22 protein-coding genes are annotated in these 22,109 nt (G+C 62.4%); 13 read left to right on the top strand and 9 right to left on the bottom strand.

Going from position 1 to position 22,109, the window contains the following annotated elements:
• Positions 1-43: 43 nt before the first annotated feature.
• From B8746_RS04890 to B8746_RS04870, 5 genes are all read right to left on the bottom strand, one after another.
• Positions 44-1,366, bottom strand: a complete 1,323-nt coding sequence (locus B8746_RS04890) for a S41 family peptidase (protein ID WP_233123925.1) — start codon at positions 1,364-1,366, stop codon at positions 44-46.
• A 25-nt stretch (positions 1,367-1,391) separates the two neighbouring features.
• Positions 1,392-2,621 carry a murein hydrolase activator EnvC family protein gene (locus B8746_RS04885; protein WP_084392106.1) on the bottom strand — a complete coding sequence of 410 codons (1,230 nt, stop codon included), beginning with the start codon at positions 2,619-2,621 and terminating at the stop codon, positions 1,392-1,394.
• 74 nt (positions 2,622-2,695) lie between these two features.
• Positions 2,696-3,334: a carboxypeptidase-like regulatory domain-containing protein gene (locus tag B8746_RS04880; protein WP_084392105.1), complete on the bottom strand. Its 639-nt coding sequence runs from the start codon at positions 3,332-3,334 to the stop codon at positions 2,696-2,698.
• Entirely contained in the window at positions 3,331-4,290 is a 960-nt protein-coding gene (locus tag B8746_RS04875; protein ID WP_084392104.1) for a KpsF/GutQ family sugar-phosphate isomerase, read from the bottom strand. Before B8746_RS04875 ends, B8746_RS04880 begins: the two co-directional genes overlap by 4 nt.
• Positions 4,291-4,308: 18 nt before the next feature.
• The gene (locus B8746_RS04870; protein ID WP_084392103.1) at positions 4,309-4,911 is read right to left on the bottom strand and encodes a hypothetical protein; all 603 of its coding nucleotides are present in this window, start codon (positions 4,909-4,911) and stop codon (positions 4,309-4,311) included.
• Between the two features lie 130 nt (positions 4,912-5,041).
• Here B8746_RS04870 and B8746_RS04865 point away from each other — a divergent pair, with 130 nt between their 5' ends.
• The 6 genes from B8746_RS04865 (at position 5,042) to B8746_RS04840 (ending at position 11,090) form a co-directional block, all read left to right on the top strand.
• On the top strand, positions 5,042-6,178 hold the full coding sequence (locus B8746_RS04865; RefSeq protein ID WP_084392102.1) for an AGE family epimerase/isomerase: 1,137 nt from the start codon (positions 5,042-5,044) through the stop codon (positions 6,176-6,178).
• Between the two features lie 101 nt (positions 6,179-6,279).
• Positions 6,280-7,626, top strand: coding sequence for a hypothetical protein (locus B8746_RS04860; protein ID WP_084392101.1), 1,347 nt, complete (start codon positions 6,280-6,282; stop codon positions 7,624-7,626).
• Positions 7,604-8,956 (top strand): aromatic amino acid lyase, encoded by a 1,353-nt coding sequence (locus B8746_RS04855; RefSeq protein WP_084392100.1) that lies wholly within the window; start codon positions 7,604-7,606, stop codon positions 8,954-8,956. Before B8746_RS04860 ends, B8746_RS04855 begins: the two co-directional genes overlap by 23 nt.
• Before the next feature lie 119 nt (positions 8,957-9,075).
• On the top strand, positions 9,076-9,789 hold the full coding sequence (gpmA, locus tag B8746_RS04850) for a 2,3-diphosphoglycerate-dependent phosphoglycerate mutase (RefSeq protein ID WP_084393119.1): 714 nt from the start codon (positions 9,076-9,078) through the stop codon (positions 9,787-9,789).
• A gap of 6 nt (positions 9,790-9,795) precedes the next feature.
• Positions 9,796-10,650 carry a formyltetrahydrofolate deformylase gene (purU, locus tag B8746_RS04845; RefSeq protein ID WP_084392099.1) on the top strand — a complete coding sequence of 285 codons (855 nt, stop codon included), beginning with the start codon at positions 9,796-9,798 and terminating at the stop codon, positions 10,648-10,650.
• Positions 10,647-11,090 (top strand): bifunctional diaminohydroxyphosphoribosylaminopyrimidine deaminase/5-amino-6-(5-phosphoribosylamino)uracil reductase RibD, encoded by a 444-nt coding sequence (locus B8746_RS04840; RefSeq protein WP_233123922.1) that lies wholly within the window; start codon positions 10,647-10,649, stop codon positions 11,088-11,090. Before purU ends, B8746_RS04840 begins: the two co-directional genes overlap by 4 nt.
• A gap of 117 nt (positions 11,091-11,207) precedes the next feature.
• Here the strand turns inward: B8746_RS04840 and B8746_RS04835 are convergent, their stop codons facing one another.
• From B8746_RS04835 to B8746_RS04825, 3 genes are read right to left on the bottom strand one after another with little or no spacing between them, the layout of a single operon-like run.
• A complete protein-coding gene (locus B8746_RS04835; protein WP_084392098.1) occupies positions 11,208-11,984 on the bottom strand; it encodes a glycosyltransferase family 2 protein in 777 nt (258 codons plus the stop codon).
• Entirely contained in the window at positions 11,981-12,286 is a 306-nt protein-coding gene (locus tag B8746_RS04830) for a cell division protein ZapA (RefSeq protein WP_084392097.1), read from the bottom strand. The genes B8746_RS04835 and B8746_RS04830 overlap by 4 nt, the downstream gene beginning before the upstream one ends.
• Positions 12,286-12,561, bottom strand: coding sequence for a DUF4164 family protein (locus tag B8746_RS04825; RefSeq protein ID WP_084392096.1), 276 nt, complete (start codon positions 12,559-12,561; stop codon positions 12,286-12,288). Before B8746_RS04825 ends, B8746_RS04830 begins: the two co-directional genes overlap by 1 nt.
• Positions 12,562-12,657: 96 nt before the next feature.
• Here B8746_RS04825 and tkt point away from each other — a divergent pair, with 96 nt between their 5' ends.
• Positions 12,658-14,625: a transketolase gene (gene tkt / locus B8746_RS04820; RefSeq protein ID WP_084392095.1), complete on the top strand. Its 1,968-nt coding sequence runs from the start codon at positions 12,658-12,660 to the stop codon at positions 14,623-14,625.
• Between the two features lie 211 nt (positions 14,626-14,836).
• On the opposite strand, the gene B8746_RS04815 is transcribed toward tkt, so the two are convergent.
• A complete protein-coding gene (locus B8746_RS04815; protein WP_084392094.1) occupies positions 14,837-15,967 on the bottom strand; it encodes a citrate/2-methylcitrate synthase in 1,131 nt (376 codons plus the stop codon).
• 77 nt (positions 15,968-16,044) lie between these two features.
• Between B8746_RS04815 and B8746_RS04810 the strand changes: the two genes are divergently transcribed.
• The 6 genes from B8746_RS04810 to B8746_RS04785 all read left to right on the top strand — a co-directional run bounded on the left by B8746_RS04810 (position 16,045) and on the right by B8746_RS04785 (position 22,105).
• Complete coding sequence (locus tag B8746_RS04810) at positions 16,045-17,112, top strand: citrate synthase/methylcitrate synthase (protein ID WP_084392093.1); 1,068 nt, start codon at positions 16,045-16,047, stop codon at positions 17,110-17,112.
• Positions 17,113-17,407: 295 nt separating this feature from the next.
• Positions 17,408-17,872: an ABA4-like family protein gene (locus B8746_RS04805; RefSeq protein ID WP_084392092.1), complete on the top strand. Its 465-nt coding sequence runs from the start codon at positions 17,408-17,410 to the stop codon at positions 17,870-17,872.
• A 2-nt stretch (positions 17,873-17,874) separates the two neighbouring features.
• Positions 17,875-19,059: a formate-dependent phosphoribosylglycinamide formyltransferase gene (gene purT / locus B8746_RS04800; protein WP_084392091.1), complete on the top strand. Its 1,185-nt coding sequence runs from the start codon at positions 17,875-17,877 to the stop codon at positions 19,057-19,059.
• Positions 19,060-19,232: 173 nt separating this feature from the next.
• Positions 19,233-20,240, top strand: coding sequence for a type I glyceraldehyde-3-phosphate dehydrogenase (gap, locus tag B8746_RS04795; protein WP_084392090.1), 1,008 nt, complete (start codon positions 19,233-19,235; stop codon positions 20,238-20,240).
• A gap of 26 nt (positions 20,241-20,266) precedes the next feature.
• Positions 20,267-20,902, top strand: a complete 636-nt coding sequence (locus tag B8746_RS04790; RefSeq protein ID WP_084392089.1) for a class I SAM-dependent methyltransferase — start codon at positions 20,267-20,269, stop codon at positions 20,900-20,902.
• Positions 20,903-20,905: 3 nt separating this feature from the next.
• Positions 20,906-22,105, top strand: a complete 1,200-nt coding sequence (locus tag B8746_RS04785; RefSeq protein ID WP_084392088.1) for a phosphoglycerate kinase — start codon at positions 20,906-20,908, stop codon at positions 22,103-22,105.
• Positions 22,106-22,109 lie beyond the last annotated feature (4 nt).

The following is a 22,109-nucleotide window of genomic DNA, read 5'->3' as shown; positions in this document are numbered from 1 at the left end:
CAGACAGATTGCAGGTGATTGGTTAAGAAGTCGCAAATACTTGTTAACCGGCGTTAGACTTTTGCGTGCTGGTCATCTGGCCGCCGCGAAGCGTTTCGATGGCGCGGTCGAGCTGATAATCCTCGCCATCATAATCCTCAGGCGGCTGGTCATCCGGCAGGTGCGGGATGCGGCGCTCGGCCCCGTCCTCATTGGTGAGGGCGTTTGGCAGGTCCGCTTCAGAATAGCGGCGGATCCGGGCGAGTTCTTCCTCAGTGACGCGGGCCTGCGCGACTTCAAGGTCCGGCTCGATGCCGGTGGCCTGGATGGAGCGGCCCGATGGCGTGTAATAGCGCGACGTGGTGAGACGGATCGCGCCGCGGTCCGCGCCGAGCGGGATCACGGTCTGGACGGAGCCCTTGCCGAAGCTGGTCGTGCCGAGAACTGTGGCGCGACCACGGTCCTGCAGGGCACCGGCGACGATTTCAGAGGCAGAGGCCGAACCATTATTGATCAGGACGACGATTGGCACATTGCGGAAAACCTCGCCATTGCGGGCATTATAGCGGGCGATATCACCCGGTCGCCGGCCAATGGTGGAAACGACTTCACCGCCTGAGAGGAATTTGTCACTGACAGAAATTGCCTGGTCAAGCAGGCCGCCGCCATTGTTGCGAAGGTCAAGGACGAGGCCGGCTGGCCGCCCGCCAATTTCGCGCGAGACACCGGAAATCGCATCTTCGAGCAGCTCGGTTGTGCGCTCATTGAAGGTCGAGATGCGGAAATAGGCGATGTCGTCCTCAAGGACTTTCCAGGTCACCGATTTCGGGCGGATGACTTCGCGCTCCAGCGTGACGTCGAAGGCGTCTTCACCTTCGCGCAGCACGGTGACGATGATTTCCGTGCCGGGGGCGCCGCGCATGTCGCGCACAGCGTCGTCAATGTTTAGGCCGACAATCGGTTGTCCGTTGATGGCGGTAAGCAGGTCCCCGCTTTCAAGGCCAGCCCGGCTGGCAGGGGTATCGTCCATCGGCGTGACGACCTTTACAAAGCCGTCTTCCATTGTGACCTCGATGCCGAGGCCGCCATATTCACCGGAGGTCTGTACCTGCATGGCTTCGAAATCGTCCGGTGCCAGATAGGATGAATGCGGATCGAGTGAGCCGAGCATGCCATTAATGGCCGCTTTCATGGCTTCAGTTTCGTCGATCTCAGTCACATAGTCGGCGCGGGCGCGGGCCAGGATTTCGGCAAAAAGATCAAGCTGGCGATAGGTCTCCGCGCGGCTGTCCAGGGGCTTCGTCTCAGGCCAGGCGAAAGACGAAACACCTACTGCAAGACCCCCAAGAACCACTCCGATGGCTGCACCTGTGAGCATTGCACGCATATTCGTCTTCTCCCTGTCGCGGCTTTTACCCGCTCTTCATCCAGCGCGCTGGATTCATTGGTGTGCCCGCCTGCCGTACCTCAAGATAGAGTTCCGGAGCCGGAATTTCACGGTCTGGCATGCGACCCACCGGTTCGCCTGTCTTTACCGTCTGGCCGGGGGACGCGTAAATGCGGCCCATTCCGCTCAAGAGAATATGGTAGCCATCACTTGTCGAAATGATCAAGAGCTGACCATAGCTGCGGAACATCCCGGCATATTCAATTGTACCATCTACAGGGGCAACCACGTCAGAATTGCGGCGCGGCTGTATGTAGATGCCCTTGGAAGATTCTCCTCCCGGCAGCTTGTCTCCCCAGCTGCGCGATACAAGGCCATTTGTCGGCCTGAGGAGCCCACCAAGCGCTTCTGCGCCGAGGGGCTTCAGATTGGCGTTCGCGACGGCCGCCGGGCGCGGGGCTGTTACCGGCGCATCGGTACGAATGCCGCCGGACGTGTTGGCGGCAAGCTGTATGCGGGCGCCGGGCTTGATGCCGGGGGCGTGGGGCGCCGTGGATTCGAGGGCGGCAAGAAGCTGCTGCAGCGTGCGTGCTTCGGAGCCGATCTTCTCGACGCGTCGGCGGAGCGCTGCCGCCTCGGTGCTGACACTCTCGAACTGGGCGCGCTTGGTGGCGACGAGCTGCTCGATCTCCATCTTCTTGACGGCAAGTCGCGCTTCGGTCGTCTCGAGCCGGGCATTCTCGCGCCGGATCTGGGCTTCGAGGGACTTCAGCTCCGTGATCTCGTTGGCAAGCTGGTCGGTGCGGGCGTTGAGCGCCGGGGCGGCTGCGCTCATCAGGATGGCGGCGCGGATCGCCTGATTGGCTTCATGCGGCGCGGCGACCAGGGCAGGGGGCCGGTTGCGACCGGAAATGGCAAGGCTGGCCATCACGTCTTCAAGATTCTCATAGCTTTCGACCAGTTCGGCGCGGGCCGAGGTGAGGCGGGTCGACAGATCGATCAGCTTCAGTTCGGAGGCGGCGGCCTGTTCCTCGCGCCGCCGGCTTTCCATGGCCGCAGCGATGAGGTTGGCTTCGAGATTGGTAACGTCCCGGACGGCGGAGGTCTCAGCCTTCTCCAGTGCTTCGAGCTGGCGCAGCGCTGCGTCGCGTTCGGCCTCAAGCGCTCTCAATTCCTCTCGCGTGAACTCACTCGGCGTTGCTGCGATGAGCAATCCGGCAAGCGCAATGAGAGCGAGGCGCAGCTTGAATGACATGCCCCCATCCCTGCCACACGGGTGATGACTACAGGATTAACTGGAATGCAGGATTGAGCGATTTGGGCGCAGAATCAATTTCCGAGCCCGTCGAACAGAGTGTCGATCTCTTCGAGCCAGGTCATGAGCTGCGGCAGGGCGACGTCACAGCTTTTCGGAAGTTTCCGCACCAGCCTCTGGTCAAGCCAGTTCTGGAAGGCGAAGGCAAATTCCAGCTCGCGGGCGAACACACCGCGCATGACACCGCGGTCTTCAAGGCCAAGCACCTGCAGGGCGTAAACGTCCTGGTCCGAGAGCTCGCAGGCTTCGGGAACATCGCCGCGCGTATAAGGCGCGTCCCAGCCCATCATGAAGAAAGTGACGGGCGAGAGCGCGCCCGCGCCGACCGAGATAAAATCGGCCGGACTATAGGCACGGGCCCCATCGGCCTGCGCCTCGAGCGTTGCGCTGTCGCGGTAGACACCAGAGACGGGCAGCGGGATCGATTTGTCGACGGCGATAACGGCGGACAGGGAAAACCTGCCCTCGGCACCGGTGATCGCGGTTTCATCGGTACGCTCTGCGCTGATCGTCGCGCCTTCCACCGGCGAACCGGTCGAGACATCGATGGCCGTGCCCTCGACAGCGGGGAAATATGTCTTGTCACGGCTCTGGCAGGCAGCGGGCAGCAGCAGGCAGGCGCCAATGAGGGCGGCGGCCAGGAAGCGGATCATGCGACCCCCGCTTTCAGGAAGTCATGCATGTGCACCACGCCGACAGGTGTGCTGCCATCAGTAATGATCAGCTGGGTAATGCGCCTGTCATTCATCAGGGCGAGCGCCGACGAAGCCAGCATTGAGGCTTCGATGGTGATCGGGTCGCGGGTCATGCCCTCATCGATGACCATGGCCATCCGGCCCTTGGCAACAAGACGGCGGATGTCGCCATCAGTGACCATGCCGATAAGGTCGCCGCCCGGTTCAATGACGGCGAGGCAGCCAAGGCCTTTGGCGGCCATGATTTCGAGCGCTTCCGACATCATCGTGCCTGTTGCCACGACGGGGAGTTCGTCGCCCGAATGCATGAGGTCGCCAGCGGTCCGCAGCATGGCCCCCAGCTTGCCGCCGGGATGGTAGAGCTTGAAGTCATTGCCGGTGAAGCCGCGTTGTTCGAGCACCGCCACGGCGAGCGCATCGCCGAGCGCCATCATCAGCGTGGTCGATGTGGTCGGCGCGCGGGTCTCGTCGCAGGCTTCGGGGGCGTTGGGCACGGTGAGGCAGATATCCGAGGCCCGGCCGAGCGCGCTGTCCGGCACGGCGGTCATCCCGATCAGGGGAATGGTGAAGCGGCGGGTATAGGTCAGCAGGTCGTCGAGTTCCCTGGTCTCGCCCGAGCGCGACAGGGCGATGACGACGTCGCCCCTGGTGATCATGCCAAGATCGCCATGGCTGGCTTCGGTCGGGTGGACATAGAGGGACGGCGTGCCCGTAGATGCAAGAGTGGCGGCAATCTTGCGCGCCACATGGCCGGACTTGCCGACCCCTGCGAGGATGATGCGGCCCTGGCAGGCCACGGTCGCCTCGACGGATTTCAAAAAGGACTCGCCGAGCGTCTCCGACAGTTGTTGGAGGGCGTCAATCTCGGTCTGGATGACGCGCTGGCCGGAGGCAAGGATGGTATCGTGGCTCATGTGTCTGCTTGCTCTTTGTTACTCTACGGGCCGCGGAGGGGTGAGCGGCTCCAGTGTTACCCAGCGGATGAGAATGGCCCGCTGCCGTTCCGGCACAACAGGGACGATGGCGAGATAGTCATAGCCCGGCTCGCTGCCCTTGTTGCGTGGGGGCACGTCATATTCAAAGCTGACCTCCTGGAAGTCCTTGGTCATGACGAATTCCTTCCAGCCGGATGCCTGGGAATTGCCGAGGGCGTAGTTCATCTGCAGCGCTTCGGCGCCATAGCGGTCTGCGGCACGGGCAGAAACAGTGATGCGCACCTTGCGGCCGGCAAAAACCGTTTCAAGATCGGTGGCGAGGACGAAATGCGGGCTGCGCAGCGGGTCGCCATTCAGTTCTTCGATATCGGCTTCGACATAGAGAACGGTCTGGCCATCGAGTTGCTGTAGCTCGATGAGGGCCTGGGACCCGGCCACCATGCGATTGAGCTGGGTGCCGCTGATCTCGATGCGCTTATAGTCCGTATTGCCCCCGCTGACCGGGCCGGAGGGCAGCTGGTTCAGCCCCGGAAAGAGGGCAATGCCGACCATCAGGGCAGCGACCAGAATGGCGACGGTGAAGAAGATCCTGTCAGACATGGTCGCCCTTGATGCAAATATGCCCGGTCGTGGCAGTGGAAATCATGTTGGCGGCTTGATAGCAATGCCCGCAGGAAGAGGCGAGCCCTCAAACCCATTGGCCTGAAACCTGTTGGAGAGTCAGCCCGGTATGATTTCATCTGCCCTGAAACGGCGAGCGCGTGAAGCGCGGAGCTGGATGCTGGATGCGTGTTTCCCGCTCTGGGCCGAACATGGCCTGGCAGGGCACGGCCTCTATCACGAGGCGCTCGACCTGTCGCACAGGCCAGTCGAGGCCGACAGGATGCGGGTAAGGGTGCAGGCGCGCCAGACCTATGTGTTCTGCGAAGCGCTGCGTCTTGGCTGGGAGCGGGAGCGCGCCGAGCGGCTGATCAAGCTTGGCGTCAATGCGCTGAAGGGGCCGTCGCGTCGGGCCGATGGCCTGATTGGCAAGGTGCTGGCGAGCGACGGGTCCGGCATGGTGGATGCGGCGGCTGATCTCTATGACACTGCGTTTGCGCTCTACGCGCTGGCGAATGCGGCCGAGGCCGGCGAAGACCATGCGCTGGGCATTGCAAAGGAGGTCCTGGCGGCTGTCGACAGGGGGCTCGCGGATCCCGATTATGGCGGTTATGCCGAGAGCCTGCCGAAGGGCGCCCACCGGCTGCAGAACCCGCACATGCACCTGCTGGAGGCTTGCCACGCCCTGCACCGGGCCGACCCGCATGGCGGCCACCTGGCGCGCGCGAATGGCATCATCCAGCTGTTCACGACACGCATGCTGGACAAGGAGAGCGTGACGCTTGGCGAGTATTTCGCGCCGGACTGGTCGCCGGCAAGCGGTGAGCATCATGATGAAATCGAGCCCGGCCACCAGTTTGAATGGGTGTGGCTGTTGCAACGTCACGCGGCGCTGACCGGCGAGGAGCTGCACCCGGACATCCTGAAGCTCTATACATTTGCACTCGGCACGCTGGATGAGGAGGGCCGGGCGCTGACGACATCGCTGCGGGATGGCACGATTGTTGATGCCTCCCGCCGCACATGGATGCAGACCGAAGCGCTGAAGGCGCATCTTGCCATGCTGGAGCTTGGCACCGAGACCCCGTGCGATGCTGAGGCCGTGCGCAGTTTCGACATCCTGATGGATGAATACCTGACGCCGGAAGGCGGCTGGATTGACCGGTTCGATGCCGACGGCCAGGTCGCGACGGAGGTCATGCCGGCTTCGACCGGGTATCATGTCGTGCTGGCCTTTGCCGAGCTGATCCGGGTAACGGGCGTTTGAGAGGTCCGATCGCGTTCGGGCACAAGGCAATTGGCCGGCAGGTCTGGATCAGGACGTCTTCGTTCCGTACACCTCTCAGGGTCGAATAAGGGGGACTGTGTATGAAGTTCGGGCTTTCCGTTCCGTTCAGGACTTTGCTCAATGCCGAATCCGAACATCTGAGCGTGCACCGGCAGGAGGCGGCCAGGGAGCTGGAGCGGGCATTCAGCTCTGCGGCTGCGCGGGCAGAGGTGATGTCGGTGGAGGTGCTGGAGCCGTCGCTGGATGATACCAAGCGGGGGCTCAGAACGCTGGCGGATGATTCAATCCCCTGGTTCTGTCGCCCACTGGCCAAGGTGCACTTGTCGGATGTGTATTTTCGAGAGGTGATCACTCGCTTTGCAGACGCCCATGATGACCCGCTTTGGCGCCCGCTTATCGCATCGCTCGAACTCGGCGGGTACATTGAGTGCTTCGACAATACGCTTGCAGTCGCAAGCCTGACCGGCGCGCTGGACCTCTCAAGGGTCCCGTCTGGTGTGGATCCGAGTGTGTTCGAGTGCTTTCTTTCCGATCTTGCCGACGCGGCGGTTCAGGACTTCAGCAATACGATTCTTTCAGAGCCGCTCAGCGCGCTGTCGGGCCGAAAGGTTGGAGGCGCGCCGTTCACGAGACCTCAGAACGCCTACCTCATTTTCTCCGATCTCAACCATCACCCCTATCCCAGATGGAGCCAGGAGGACCACGCCATGTTCTGGGCGCACCGCATCTATGTCGTTGATGAAGAGATGCGGAACAGTCCGGCCGTCATGCAGCTGCTGAGGGCGGGCGACATCCTGACCCTGGGAAAGAATGTCAGGGACGGTTGCCATCTCCACGTCGGATCGAGCGTGGTCGGCGAGGCCGGCCTTCTCGAAGACTTCCTGCGGTCGTGTTCGGTCTCGCAATACTTCTACTGCCTGTTCGACATCCTCAATTCCAATCAGAACAGGATGTACCGGGAGATTGCCTCGCAGGATTCGATGAAGCAGATGAGGCGCTCCATCAAGAATTATCACAGGATGGAGAACTTCATCGAGTTCACGGGCAATGAGCTGTCGAATGCCGAGATATCCTTTCAGGGAAACCGGCGCGTTCTCTTCGACAGCCTGAATGAGGTGTTCGGAACACGGCAACTGATCGATGCTGTTAGAAGGCGCGATGAGCTGGTGCAGTCGAGGCTGGACCGCAAGTCGTTCCTGCTCCAGCGGTCCGACAGAAGGACGCTGCAATTCGTCATCTTCCTGCTCGGCGCAGCGCAGCTCTTGTCCCTTGTGGTGGACCTGTTCGACTTTGCGGGTGAGACGCGAAACTTTGAAATCGCTGGCGCTTACGATCTTTTTAGGTGGATGGATTTCAATATCGCCATGCATGTGGTGGCTATCCTCGTGCTAGCCGGAGCTCTGTATGCAACGATCAAGCGAGACTGAAACGCTCAGAACCTTCCTGCAGGCCTGCGCCGCGCGGGAGCTTCCGGCCGGTCTGAACGCGGCAGAGACACGCGTCGCTGCGGATTATTCTAAGGTCGAGCGTCTGCGCGAGGCCTCACCCGGCTTGCGCATCTATGGCCTGACAACCCTGCCGGGACATCGCGACGACGAGGCACCGGACGATGATTATAGTGCCCGGTATCAGAACACGCTGATCGAGAGCCATTGTGTGCCGGTGAATAACTGGTTTTCAGGCGATGTCGGCGTGTGTGTGACACTGGCAAAGGCTTATGCGGTTGCGGCTGGCGCAAGCCTCGTCTCGCCAGACCTCTATGGACACATTCTGTCGGCAACGGCTGACAGGGGGTTTGCCCCGGCCATTGCCAGAAATGCGAGCTACTCTTCCGGTGATGTCATTCCCGCCGCGCACTGGGCGCGGGAGCTTCTTGGCCGGTCGCCCGGATATACGCTGAAGCCGGGTGAGGGGATGGCGTTGATCAATGGCGCCTTCGTTCATGTCGGGGTGACGGCCTGGGCGATGTCGCAGGCCAACCTGGCCTGGAAGCAGCTCCTCGCGAACACGAAGGCCTTTCTGGAGCGGGTGCCTGGAGGCGGACGGGATGAGTGGTCGCGGCGGCCCGAACAACGGTCGTTGAGCCGTGAAGCGCTTGGTTTCGTGTATGAAAACGCCAGACCGGCGGCTGGCGACATGCGTCAGCCGCCGGTATCGGTCCGCGCGATCGACCAGGTGATCGATGGGACGGCGATGGCGCTGTCAAACCTCGCAGTGGAGTTGGACCGTGCCCTGCTGCTTCCGAGCGGAAATCCGCAGCTTACCGAGACGGCCGCTGGTGAGCCGACCATCGTGCCAAGCGGTTCATTCGCCCTGCCTGGCCTTGCCATTGCGGCGGATGCGATGACCAGTTCGCTCCTGATGATCGCCTGGCACGTGACCAGACGGCTTGAATTCTTTCTCAGCGGCGATGTGGATGGGGTCGCTCAGGATGCAGCGACGCATGATAATCCGCTCGGTTTCATCCAGTGGCCAAAGCTCGCTGTTGCCAAACTCGAGAACATGAGAATGAGGTTTGCCGGCAAAGCCTTCCTGTCGGGCGGGGCGACATCATACGGCGTCGAGGATTTCTGGACGCAGGGCGTGTCGGTTTCAGATCAGCTTGCATGCGCCTGCGAGGCCCTGAGCGAGATTCTTGTGCTTGAACGCGCGGTGCTCGAAAGTCATGCCGACCCAGACAAAGCCGATATCGCCGAGGCCGTCCGTCAGCTCGAAGACGCGTCCAATAACGTGCCAGCATCTCTGGCCTTTGAGTAGGTTGCACAGGCGCGTCGAAGCGCACGTTTCTTGCGTGCGCGCTTTGTGTCGCGCTTGGATTTGGCATGGCCATGCTCTAAGGGCGGCTGTTGTAGAACAAATTGCACGGGATGATCGATATGCCGACGCTTGCCTTGATCCGACACGGCCAGAGCCAGTGGAACCTCGAAAACCGCTTCACGGGTTGGTGGGACGCCGACCTCACCGAAAAGGGCGAAGCCGAAGCGAAACGGGCAGGCGAGCTTCTCAAGGCAGCCGGCTTTGAACCGCGTCAGGCCTTCTCTTCGGTGCAGACCCGCGCCATCCGCACGCTGTGGCTGTCGCTGACGGCGATGGGCCGGGTCTGGCTGCCGGTGGAGAAGCACTGGCGTCTCAATGAACGCCATTATGGCGGCCTCACCGGCCTCGACAAGAAACAGACTGCCGAGAAACATGGCGACGAGCAGGTTCATATCTGGCGTCGCTCCTATGATGTCCCGCCGCCGCCCATGGAGGCTGGCAGCGAGTTCGATCTGTCCAAGGACCCGCGCTATGACGGCGTCGATGTGCCCGCGACCGAAAGCCTTAAACTGACACTGGAGCGCGTGCTGCCCTTCTGGGAGAGCGATATTGCGCCGGTGCTGAAATCAGGCACGGATGTCGTGATCGCGGCGCATGGCAATTCGCTTCGCGCGCTGGTCAAACATCTGTTCAACGTGCCGGATGAGACGATTACCGGTGTAGAGATCCCGACCGGCAATCCGCTGCTGATCGAGCTCGATGCCTCACTGAAGCCAACCGGGGCGCGCTATCTCGATGAGGCGCGTGCGACCGAATTGCCAACGCTGCCATAAGCGACGATGCCCGGTAAACGCTATATCCTTCGAGCGGCCGCACCCGACGCCATTGGTATCCTCGCCGATGTGGCGGGCTATCTGGCGCGCGGCGGACTGAATGTCGTCGAGAGCCAGGATTTCGGCGACCCGGATTCGGAACGCTTTTTCGTCTGGGTCGAGTTCGATTCGCCAGAAGGCTTTGACCGTGGGAGCTTCGAGGCGGGCTTTCGTGCGCTGGCGGAGAAGCGGGAGATGAGCTGGTCGCTGCGGCGCAAGGATGACGTGCCACGGGCGCTGATCATGGTGTCGAAGGGCGATCATTGCCTGAATGACCTTCTCTATCGTCATCGGCGCGGCCAGCTGGGCTGCGATGTCAGTGCGATTGTCTCAAACCATGAGGATGCGCGCTGGCTGGCCGAGCGTCATGAGCTGCCCTTTCACCATGTGCCGGTGACGCGGGACACCAAGCCGGACGCCGAAGCGCGCCTGCTTGAGCTGATCGCGGAGACGGACAGCGATTTCGTCGTGCTCGCCCGCTATATGCAGGTGCTGTCAGATGGGCTTTGCCAGGAGCTTTCAGGCCGCTGCATCAATATCCACCATTCCTTCCTGCCAAGCTTCAAGGGCGCAAGGCCGTATCACCAGGCGCACAAGCGCGGCGTGAAGCTGATCGGGGCGTCGGCCCACTATGTGACGGCTGACCTCGATGAAGGCCCGATCATCGCGCAGGATGTCGCCCCTGTGGACCACCGCATGAGCCCGGCGCGCATGGCCCAGATTGGCCGCGATATCGAAGCAAGGGTGCTGTCGCGGGCTGTAACCGCGCATGCCGAAGGCCGTGTGTTCCTCAATGGCGTCAGAACGGTGGTGTTCGAATGAGTCTGGACCATGAAGCCTATATGCGCCGCGCAATCGGCCTGGCGAAGGTCCAGCATGGGCGCACGGGCAAGAACCCGTCCGTAGGCTGTGTGATTGTGGGTCTGGATGGCAAGGTGCTGAGCGAGGGCGCGACTGGTGATGGCGGTCGTCCGCATGCCGAGCAGCTCGCGCTGGGCGGGCTGAAGGGCAAGTCGGCGGCCGGCGCGATCGTCTATGTGACGCTGGAGCCCTGCCGGGAACGCTCAACCGGTGAGGATGCCTGTTCGAAGCGGCTCATCGATGCGGGTGTTGCGAAAGTCTTCGTGTCGGTGATGGACCTTCACCCGCAGGGTGCAGGCGGCAAGGGCGCGCTGGAGACGGCGGGTATTGCTGTCGAGACGGGACTTCTGGGAGACGAGGCAGCCGCGCTCTATCGGGACTTCTTTGCGTCGCTGGACTGAGACCAGTTTTCCGCAGATGCCTGCGAAGGCAGGCATTCATGGACCGCCTTCTCAACGATCAATTGCGGTTTGGAGTCGCTGCATGGACACCTGCCTTCGCAGGTGTCGGCGGTTGCGTTACTTCCGATCGTCCGCCCGCGGATCGTCCCATTCTGCGGCGATGCCGGGCTTGCCGCGGCGCACCAGCCAGAACATGCCAATCAGGTCTGCGATGCCGGCGCCGAGGCGGCCGAGAAAGCCGTATTTTGAACTGCCATGCCAGCGGCGGCGGTCGTTCACCAGTTCCTCGCGCACCTCCCATCCGGCGCGCTTGATGAGTGCGGGGAGAAATCGGTGCATGCTGGCAAAATAGGGCAGTTCACGAAACGCGTCCGTGCGCATCAGCTTCCAGCCACAGCCTGTGTCGGTGGCGTCATCGCGCAGCATGAAGCGGCGGATGCCATTGGCGACGCGCGATTGCAGCCATTTGAAGCCACTGTCATTGCGGCTGTTGCGCTTGCCGGCGATGAGGCCGAGCTTGCCGGTGTTTCCCGGCGCGATGATTTCGGCCCAGAGGCGTTTCGTATCGGCAATGTCATTCTGGCCATCGCCGTCGATGAGCTGTGTCCAGCGTCCTGAAACGGCACGAAGGCCGGTCATCAGGGCGGCAGACTTGCCTGCGCGGCGAACATGGGTGCGGATGATGACGCGGTCCGGGTGCCGGGCCTGGGCCTCCGCGAGTTCGGCGCCTGTCGCATCGGCCGAGCAGTCATTCACGCAGACGATTTCATAGTCGAGATGGGCGAGCGCTTCGTGCACCTCGTCGAGCAGCGGGATGACGTTTCCTTCCTCATTGAAGAAAGGGATGAGGACCGAGAGATCGCGCTGGCCGGGTGGGCGCCCGTCTGGGGTCACTGGCCGGCCTCAACGCGCCGGGCGAGGGCTTCGATGCGTGCGGCGGCATCGGACAGCGCCGAAGCGGCCTTCTGCTGGCTGAGATCGGCGGGCGTGCTGCGGCGGGCGGCGTCGAGTTCGTCGAGCAGGGCAAGCGCGGCAACAAGGAGCAGGCGCGCTTCTCCAATATCGCCAACAGCATCAGCGATCTGGCGCACGCGCTTGTCGAGACGGCGCGAGAGCTCGACGAGGCGGGCCTCCTGTCCGGGGGCGCAGGCGACGGCGTATTCACGGCCGCGAATGGTGATGTCCGCCTTGGCCATCAGCTTGACCCTTCCCGGTTGAGGGCGGCGCGGACCTCATTGATGGCCGAGCCGAGCGCTTCGGAGGCTTCATCGGCGAGCGCCTGCAATTGCCGCTCACGGGCGAGCGAGGCGTCAAGCTCATCGGCGAGGCGTGCGCGGTCGGCGACCATGGCGGCGAGCTCGCGTTTTACGACGCCCGGATCTCCCGCGCGCTCGAAAAGCGTGTCGAGCGCGCCTTCAAGGCGTGACAGCGCCCGGTCGAGACTTTCCGCAGCAGAATTCAATTTATCCATAGCTTTCCCGATAGCAGGATGCAGGCCAGTTCGCCAAGCAGGTTGACATTAAAGGCTGCAGGCGTCCAAAGCGTTGCAAAAAGCAGGGGTATCAGCATGGCGGTTGAACACAAGGACATGGCGAACGCCATCCGCGCTCTGTCGATGGATGCGGTCGAACAGGCAAAGTCGGGGCATGTTGGCCTGCCCCTCGGCATGGCGGATGTCGCCACCGTGCTGTGGACGCATTATCTCAAGCATGATCCGCGCGACCCGTTCTGGCCGGACCGGGACCGGTTCGTCCTGTCGGCGGGCCACGGCTCGATGCTGATCTATTCGCTGCTCCACCTCACCGGCTATGAAAGCGTGACGCGCGATGCGATCCGCAATTTCCGTCAGGTCGGCCAGAAGACGCCGGGCCATCCGGAGAATTTCGTGACGCCGGGTGTTGAAACGACAACCGGCCCGCTGGGGCAGGGCATTGCGACCGCCGTCGGCATGGCGATGGCTGAGCGTCACCTGAATGCGCGCTTCGGCGATGACCTCGTCGATCACAAGACCTGGGTGATTGCAGGCGATGGCTGCCTGATGGAAGGGGTCAGCCAGGAAGCGATCACGTTGGCCGGACACCTCAAGCTCAACAAGCTGATCGTTCTGTTCGACGACAATTCCGTCACCATCGATGGCTCGACGGATCTTTCCGACGGTACTGACCAGCTGAAGCGATTCGAGGCGGCTGGCTGGGCGACCAAGGCGATTGACGGTCACAATACCCGCGAGATCTATGGTGCGCTCGAATGGGCGCAGCGCCAGGACAAGCCGGCCATGATCGCCTGCAAGACAATCATCGGCTATGGTGCGCCGACGATTGCCGGGACAGGCAAGGCGCATGGCGGCCCTTATGGCGCTGACGAGATCGCCGGGATCCGCAAGAATATCGGCTGGAGCCATGAACCGTTTGTCGTGCCCGAAGACATCGAGCACGCCTGGAAGCGCGAAGGCGCGCATGCCGCGCACCTCCACGATGAGTGGAAGGCCCGCCATGATGCGTCGAAGCTGAAAGACGAGTTCGACAAGGCGCTGGCCGGCGAGCTGGGGGACATCGCCGCTGTCGTCAAGGCGCACAAGAAAGCGGTCGTGGATGGCGGCGAGGACAAGGCGACACGCCAATGGTCTGGCGCTGTGCTTGAAGAACTGACCAAGGCCATTCCGGAAATGGTCGGTGGTTCGGCAGACCTTTCAGGCTCCAACAACACCAAGACCAAGGCGACCGAGCCGATGACGCCGGACAACTGGGCGGGCCGTTATGTACATTACGGCGTACGCGAGCATGGCATGGCGGCGGCAATGAACGGCATGGCGCTGCACAAGGGCATCATCCCTTATTCTGGCACCTTCCTTGTCTTTGCAGACTACTCACGCGCGGCGATCCGGCTTGGCGCACTGATGGGCGAACGTGTCATCCATGTGATGACGCATGATTCCATCGGCCTGGGTGAAGATGGCCCCACCCACCAGCCGGTCGAACATGTCGCCTCGCTGCGCGCGATGCCGAACATGCATGTCTTCCGCCCCGCGGACGGGGTCGAGACGGCGGAATGCTGGGAGCTGGCGCTGAAGAATGCCGATGGCCCGTCGACTATCGCCTTGACCCGTCAGAAGGTGAAGAGCGTCCGCAAGACGCATACGGATGAGAACCTGTCGGCAAAGGGCGCTTATGTGCTCTCACCGGCAAAGGCGGACGAGAAGCTTGTGCTGATCGCGACAGGCTCAGAGGTCGAGATTGCCGTGGCCGCTCAGGCCGAGCTTGAAAGCAAGGGCATTGGCGCACGCGTCGTCTCCATGCCCTGTATGGAGCTGTTTGAAGCGCAACCGGCGAGCTATCAGCGCGAGACGCTGGGCGGCGACCTGCCGAAGATTGCAGTTGAGGCCGGTGTGCGTTTTGGCTGGGACCGCTGGATCGGTTTCGATGGCGGCTTTGTCGGCATGGACAGTTTCGGTGCAAGCGCGCCGTACAAGGACCTCTACATGAAGTTCGGCATTACGTCCGAGGCGGTTGTCGTCCTGGCGGAGAAGCTGGCCTAAGCCACGCCCCGACCCTCCCTCCTTCGACAGGCTCAGGATAGAGGGGGGAGGGGCGTCGGTCTGAGACGCTTGTGAATACCGCCCTCTATGGTTCGACTTCGCTCACCATGTCGGGCTCTCCTTGACCTTCCAAAAGGCGACATGGTGAGCGAAGTCGAACCACGACGCCGCTGGCGCGCCACCCCCTCTCTTCTGGGGGGTAGGGGTGGGGTCAGGTGCCGGTATAGGTGGCGCGCGGCCTTATCAGCTTGCCGGAGGTAAGCTGTTCGATGGCATGGGCGATCCAGCCGGTGAGGCGACCGCTGGCGAAGAGCAGGAAGGGCGCATCGTCGGGCAGGTTCAGCTCCATGGTCAGCGCAGCCAGTGCCATGTCGATATTGGCGGCCTGTCCGGCTGCGTCTTCTGCGGCATCAATCGCGTCTTGCACCAGGCGTGAGGGGGACAGCCAGTCGATGAGGTGGGCCGCGCGCGGGTCACCGCCTGTATATAACGGGTGACCGACAGCTGGCACGCGCTCGCCCCGGGCTGCAAGAGCGCCCAGCGCCGTATTCGGGTAGGTTTCGGTGGCGTGGCGAAGATAGGCGAGCGCGCGGGCGCTGGCTTCGCCGTGCAGGGGACCGGTCAGCGCTGCGCACCCGGCAAGCGCCGCTGCGGCGAGCGATGCGCCGGTCGAGGCGGCGATACGCGCGGCAAAGGTCGACGCATTCAGTTCATGGTCGGCGACAAGGACGAGGGCGCGGCGGACAAGGTCCTCGCCTTCAGCGTTCAGGCTCCAGAAGCGGGCAAGGCGCGTATGAAACGGGTTCGGGCCGCCCTGGCGCGTGATGGCGTGGGAGGCGTTGTCGAGCAATCGCGCGCCGTCATGGATGAGAGCGTCATGGCCGCGTCCGAAGCCGGGCGGATCGATGGCGGCCTGTGCGGCGAGGCTGGAGAGCAGGCGGGCCTTGCCGGTCGCGCCGGGAACGGCGGTCAGGATGGGCGGAACCTCAGGAAAGTCGTCGGCTTGCCAGAGGATGGCGGCGGTCTCTTCGAGCGTCGCGGTGCTGGCAAGTTCGATGGCGGAATTGCCGCGATAGATGAGGTCCCCGTCTCGTACCGTGGTGATTGCGGTTTCCATGACCGGGTCGCCCCATGAGATAGCGGCGCGGGCGATGGCATTGCGGTTGCGGCCCGTGCGGCGCCGCTTGAGGAAGGCGTCGATATCGGCGGCTGAATAGAGGCTGATGCGCGAATCGGTCTCGTCCGGGCGGGAGTGGATCACACCGCGGCTGACATAGGCATAGAGCGTCTGAGGCTTGACGCCGAGCCGCTCCAGTGCGGCATCGCGGGGAATCCACTTCATATATTGATGCTATTGATCAAGATTGACGTTCGTGAGTCGTTACCAGACATCTCCGGTGAAAAACAGGAGAAATTGCAATGGACTCTGGACTTGAAAACATTGTCGCTGCCGAAACGGTTCTTTCCGATGTGGACGGGAAGGCCGGCCGCCTCGTCATCCGGGGCTGGCCAGTCGAGAAACTGGCGGCCGAGCTTGGCTATGAAGAGACGCTGGCGCTGCTCTGGGACGGCTTTCTCGATTGTCCCGGCGATGCGGGCAGCGTCCGTCGGGCCCTTGGCGAAGCGCGCCGGGCGGCATTCAGCCATGTCGGCACATTCGGCCCGGCTGTCGGGGTAGTCTCCTATCTGCGCACCGGATGGAGCCTGCTTGCCGACGATGAGACGCTGGAGACGGCGTTGGCGCTGCCAGCTGCGGCGGCAGTGTTTACCGCTGCAGCAATCCGCGAATTGCAGGGGCTTGAACCCATTGCACCGGATGCGTCGCTTGGTCAGGCGGAGGATTTCCTGCGCATGATGCGCGGTCGGCCCGCCCCCGCGCCGGACGTGAAGGCGTTTTCGGCCTATCTGGTGACGGTGTCCGATCATGGGCTGAACGCATCGACCTTTGCGTCGCGCGTGATCGCATCCACGCGGGCCGGCTTGACGTCGGCTGCGCTTGGCGGGCTATCAGCCCTGAAAGGTCCGCTGCATGGCGGCGCGCCGGGGCCGGTCCTCGACATGCTGGACGCTATTGGTGCGCCGGAGAATGCCGAAGAGTGGATCGAGGCGGCGCTGGCCCGCAAGGAGCGCCTTATGGGGTTTGGTCACCGGGTCTACCGCGTGCGCGACCCACGAGCCGACGCGCTGAAGGCGGCGGTTGCGCAGCTGCCCGGAACGGCGGGACGCATCGGCTTTGCCGAACATATCGAAAGCGCCGTCCTGAAGTCACTCGCGGTGAAATATCCCGAGCGGTCGCTGGAGACGAATGTCGAATTCTATACGGCGGTCCTGCTCGAAGCGCTCGACATACCGCGCGAAGCGTTCACGGCGATCTTTGCGATGGGGCGCATCCTCGGCTGGATCGCGCATGCCTGCGAGCAGATCGAAGAAGGGCGGCTGGTGCGGCCCAAGTCCGTCTATACCGGCCCGGTACCGCAAATAGCTTGAGAGCCATTGCCGTGGCCTCCGAGCGTTCGAAAGCCCCATCCCGACCTTCTCCGCGCGCGGGGAGGGGCGATGGGAGCAATCATATCTACCAGTCGCCCGCCAGTGGTTCGACTTCGCTCACCATGGCGGGCTATCTCCAAGGATGCATCAAGCCGACATGGTGAGCGAAGTCGAACCATAAGGCTGCGATGCTCACGGCTAACGGCATGCCCTTTCGGTGGGGCAGAAAGTATTGCGGAGAGCGCCAGACTGTTCTTATAAGCCCGACCACGGGCTTATGGGGAGGGGAAGGGCGATGAGTCTTGAGCTTGTTTACGTCGTGATCAATGCGCTGGTGGTGCCGGCCTGGTTGCTGCTGGTGCTGGGGCCGAAATGGCGGACGACCCAGCTTGTTGTGCATTCCGGTATCTATCCGCTCGTCTTTGGCGCCTTTTACACAATCTGCCTCATCGCCTCGATGTTTTTCGGCCAGTCTGCAGAGGGTGTTGGCATGGCCACGATTGCCGGAGTGTCTGCCCTGTTCAGCCATCCGAATGGTGTGCTGATCGGCTGGAGCCACTATCTCGTTTTTGATCTTTTCGTCGGTGCCTGGATCGGGCGTGACGCGCAGCGGCGCGGCCTGCCGCATATGGCCGTTGCGCCATGCCTGATTGCCAGCTTCCTGTTCGGGCCGGTGGGGCTTCTCGCCTATATCCTGGTGCGGCTGGTCAAGGGCGAGGGTATCAGCCTGTTTGAAGCCCCGGCAGAAGGGGCGCGGTAGACATGGTTTCCATCGGTACGCCGCTGTCGCCGTCGGCGACGCGCATCATGTTTCTAGGTTCAGGTGAGCTTGGCAAGGAAGTCGTGATCGAGCTGATGCGGCTCGGCGCGGAAGTCGTGGCCGTTGACCGTTATGAGAATGCGCCGGGCATGCAGGTCGCCCATCGCAGCCATGTGGTCGACATGACCGATGCTGCGGCGCTGCGAGCGCTGGTCGAGCAGGAAAAGCCGCATCTGATCGTGCCGGAGATCGAGGCGATTGCAACGGACGAACTGGCCAGGATTGAAGCGCAAGGGCTGGCGACCGTCATTCCGACGGCGCGGGCGACACAGCTCACCATGAACCGGGAAGGCATTCGCCGGCTCGCCGCGGAGGAACTCGGCCTGCCGACGAGTCCTTATGCGTTTGCGTCGACGGGACACGAACTGGCCGAGGCCGCCGAGAAGATTGGATATCCCGTGTTTGTGAAGCCGGTGATGTCGTCATCCGGCAAGGGCCAGTCGCATGTGAAGTCGGAAGCCCATATCGACCATGCCTGGATCTATGCGCTGGAGGCCGGCCGCAAGCGCGAGATGCGGGTGATTGTCGAAGGACAGGTGGATTTCGATTTCGAGATTACATTGCTGACCGTGCGCGCGGCGAACGGCACGGTATTCTGCGAACCGGTGGGTCACCGGCAGGAAAGCGGCGACTATGTTGAAAGCTGGCAACCCCAACCCATGAGCGAAAAAGCGCTGGAAACAGCGCGCGATATGGCACGGAAGGTGACTGATGCCCTGGGCGGCCTCGGCCTGTTCGGTGTGGAACTGTTCGTGAAGGGCGATGAGGTCTGGTTTTCCGAGGTCAGCCCGCGCCCGCACGATACCGGGCTTGTTACGCTCGCGACGCAGAATCAGAGCGAGTTCGCGCTGCATGCGCGCGCCATTCTCGGCCTGCCCGTCGATGCAAGCCTGAGATCCCCCGGTGCGAGCGCTGTCATCTATGGCGGGATCGACGCTGCAGGTGTGGTGTTCGACGGGCTCGAGGATGCGCTGGCCGTGCCGGAAAGCGAGCTTCGCCTGTTTGGCAAGCCGGAGAGTTTCAAGAAGCGGCGCATGGGCGTTGCCGTGGCGCGCGGATCGACCATTGAAGAGGCGCGCGAGCGGGCGCGAAAAGCGGCTGGCAAGGTGAGCGTGCGCAAGCGCTGACGCGGGCGGAGCGGTCAGGAATCGGGGCGACGAATGCCACTTTAATGGTGAATCGCCGCGACACTTCATGCCTATCGAGGGGTGAAAGCTGGACCTCGGCGTCCAAGCCGTCTAGACCCGGCGCGAAACCTGCATATTCGCGGGCGCAAATCGCCATTTTGGAGGAATAAGCTATGGCTGTTCGTGTCGCCATTAACGGATTCGGCCGGATCGGCCGGAATGTTCTTCGGTCAATCCTGGAGAACGGACGCACTGACATTGAAGTTGTCGCAATCAACGATCTGGGCCCCGTTGAGACCAATGCGCACCTTCTGAAGTTCGACTCGGTTCACGGCACGCTGCCGATGGATGTTTCGGTGGAAGGCGACACGATCAAGGTTGGTGGCCAGTCCTTCAAGGTGACCGCGATCCGCGACCCGAAAGAGCTGCCGCATGCCGCGAACAATGTCGACATTGCGATGGAATGTACCGGCATCTTCACCGACAAGGAAAAGGCGTCGATGCACCTCACAGCCGGTGCCAAGCGCGTTCTCGTGTCTGCACCAGCCTCCGGCGCGGACAAGACCATCGTCTATGGCGTGAACCATGACACGCTGACCGGCGACGACATGGTTGTCTCCAATGCCTCGTGCACGACGAACTGCCTCTCGCCTGTCGCCAAGGTGCTGAACGACACGATCGGCATCGAAAAAGGCATGATGACGACGATCCACTCCTATACCGGTGACCAGCCAACGCTCGATACGATGCACAAGGATCTCTATCGCGGCCGCGCAGCAGCGACCTCGATGATCCCGACCTCGACCGGGGCGGCAAAGGCTGTCGGCCTCGTCCTTCCGGAACTGAATGGCAAGCTCGACGGCTTCGCGATCCGCGTGCCGACCCCGAACGTGTCTGTGGTCGATCTGAAATTCATCGCCAAGCGCGCCACCACAGTCGAAGAGATCAATGACGCGATCCGCGCCGCCGCCAACGGCCCGCTGAAAGGCGTGCTCGGCTATACGGACGTGAAGAACGTGTCGATCGACTTCAATCACAACCCGCACTCTTCGGTGTTCCACACCGACCAGACCAAGGTGATGGACGGCACGCTGTGCTCTGTCCTGTCCTGGTATGACAATGAGTGGGGCTTCTCGACCCGTATGAGCGACACGGCCATTGCGATGTCGAAATTCATCTAGGGAGCGGCGAACGGAGTAGCGCGCTCATGGAACCGCCCCTTCCCAAATCATTCTGGGATGACCGGTTTTCCGGAGAAGATTTCGCCTATGGTGACCGCGCCAGCCGTCTGCTGATGGCCTGGCGCGACGTCATCGAAGAGACTGGCGGGACAGCGCTTGTTCCGGCTTGCGGAGAAGGGCGAGACGCCGTCTTTCTTGCCCGGCTGGGCCTTGATGTGACGGCGGTCGACATGTCGGACCTCGGCCTCGCCAAGACTGAAGCCCTGGCCGAATGCCATGGCGTGAAGGTTCGTACCGTCGAGGCCAATCTGTTCGAATGGGACTGGCCGGAGGCCGGCTTCGACATTGTCGCGTCCATGTTCGCGCACATGCCGCCGCATGCCCGCCCGAAGCTGCATGCGCTCTATGCGCGTACGCTGAAGCCGGGCGGACTGCTGTTCATGGAAGGCTTTTCACCGGAACAAATCGCCTATCAGGAGCGATATCAGTCAGGCGGGCCTGCCGATGTAGAGATGCTCTATGCCGCTGGCATGATCCAGGCCGACTTCGAAACGCTAGAGAGCCTCGCCTTCTGGACCGGAGTCGAGACGCTCAGCGAAGGAAAATATCATACCGGCCCGGCGGCATTGCTGCGGGCGGTATTCCGCAAGGATGGAGACTAGACAATGGCAGACTTCAACAGGCTCGAAGACGCAGACGGCCTCGCCGGCAAGACAGCGCTGGTGCGGGTTGATTTCAACGTACCGATGAATGATGCGGGTGAGGTGACCGACGATACGCGCCTGCGGGCTGCGCTCGATACGGTCCAGGCCCTCTCTGGCAAGGGTGCGAAAGTGGCGCTGCTCGCGCATTTTGGACGCCCAAAGGGTGAAGTGAAGCCGGAAATGAGTCTGCGACCTGTCGCGGATGCCTTTGCAACAGTGCTTGGCGCGCCGGTCGCCTTTGCTGAAGACTGCGTCGGCGAGACGGCGATGAATGCGATTCATTCGATCCAGGGCGGGGGCGTTGTCCTGCTGGAGAATACCCGCTTCAAGCCTGGCGAGGAAAAGAACAGTCCGGAGCTTGCCGACGAGATGGCAAAGCTCGGCGATGTCTATGTGAATGATGCCTTCTCAGCGGCCCACCGCGCGCACGTGTCGACCGAGGGGCTCGCGCGCCGCCTGCCGGCCTATGCGGGCAAGTCAATGGAGCGTGAACTTGATGCGCTGAATGCGGCGCTCGGGTCGCCGGAGCGTCCCGTGCTGGCCGTGGTCGGCGGGGCGAAAGTCTCGTCCAAGATCGACCTTCTGAAGAATCTTGTCTCGAAAGTGGACATGCTGGCGATTGGCGGGGGCATGGCGAACACCTTCCTCGCCGCGCGCGGTGTCAAAGTGGGCAAGTCACTCTGTGAGCATGACCTTGCCGATACGTGCCGCAAGATCGAGGAAAATGCGAAGGCGGCAGGTTGTGAGATCCTGCTGCCGGTTGACGTCGTCGTCGCAAAGGAATTTGCGGCCAATGCCGAGAACCGGACCTGCGCTGCCGCTGATGTCGCAGAGGACGAGATGATCCTTGATGCGGGCCCGCGGACGGTCGAAGGCCTCGAAGCGGCAATGGACCGGGCGAAGACGCTAGTGTGGAACGGCCCGCTTGGTGCGTTCGAGATTACGCCGTTCGATGCCGCGACCGTCGCTGCGGCGCGAGCAGCCGCGAGCCGCGCGAAAGCTGGCGACCTGATCGCAGTCGCCGGGGGCGGCGATACAGTTGCAGCACTGAACCATGCGGGCGCGGGCGAGGACTTTACCTTCGTCTCCACCGCCGGCGGTGCATTTCTTGAATGGATGGAGGGCAAGGCGCTACCGGGCGTTGAAGCCTTGAAACACTAGGGGA

The sequence above is a fragment of the Henriciella pelagia genome, assembly GCF_002088945.1.
Lineage (GTDB): Bacteria > Pseudomonadota > Alphaproteobacteria > Caulobacterales > Hyphomonadaceae > Henriciella > Henriciella pelagia.
This window is presented reverse-complemented; position numbering and strand designations above follow the sequence as displayed.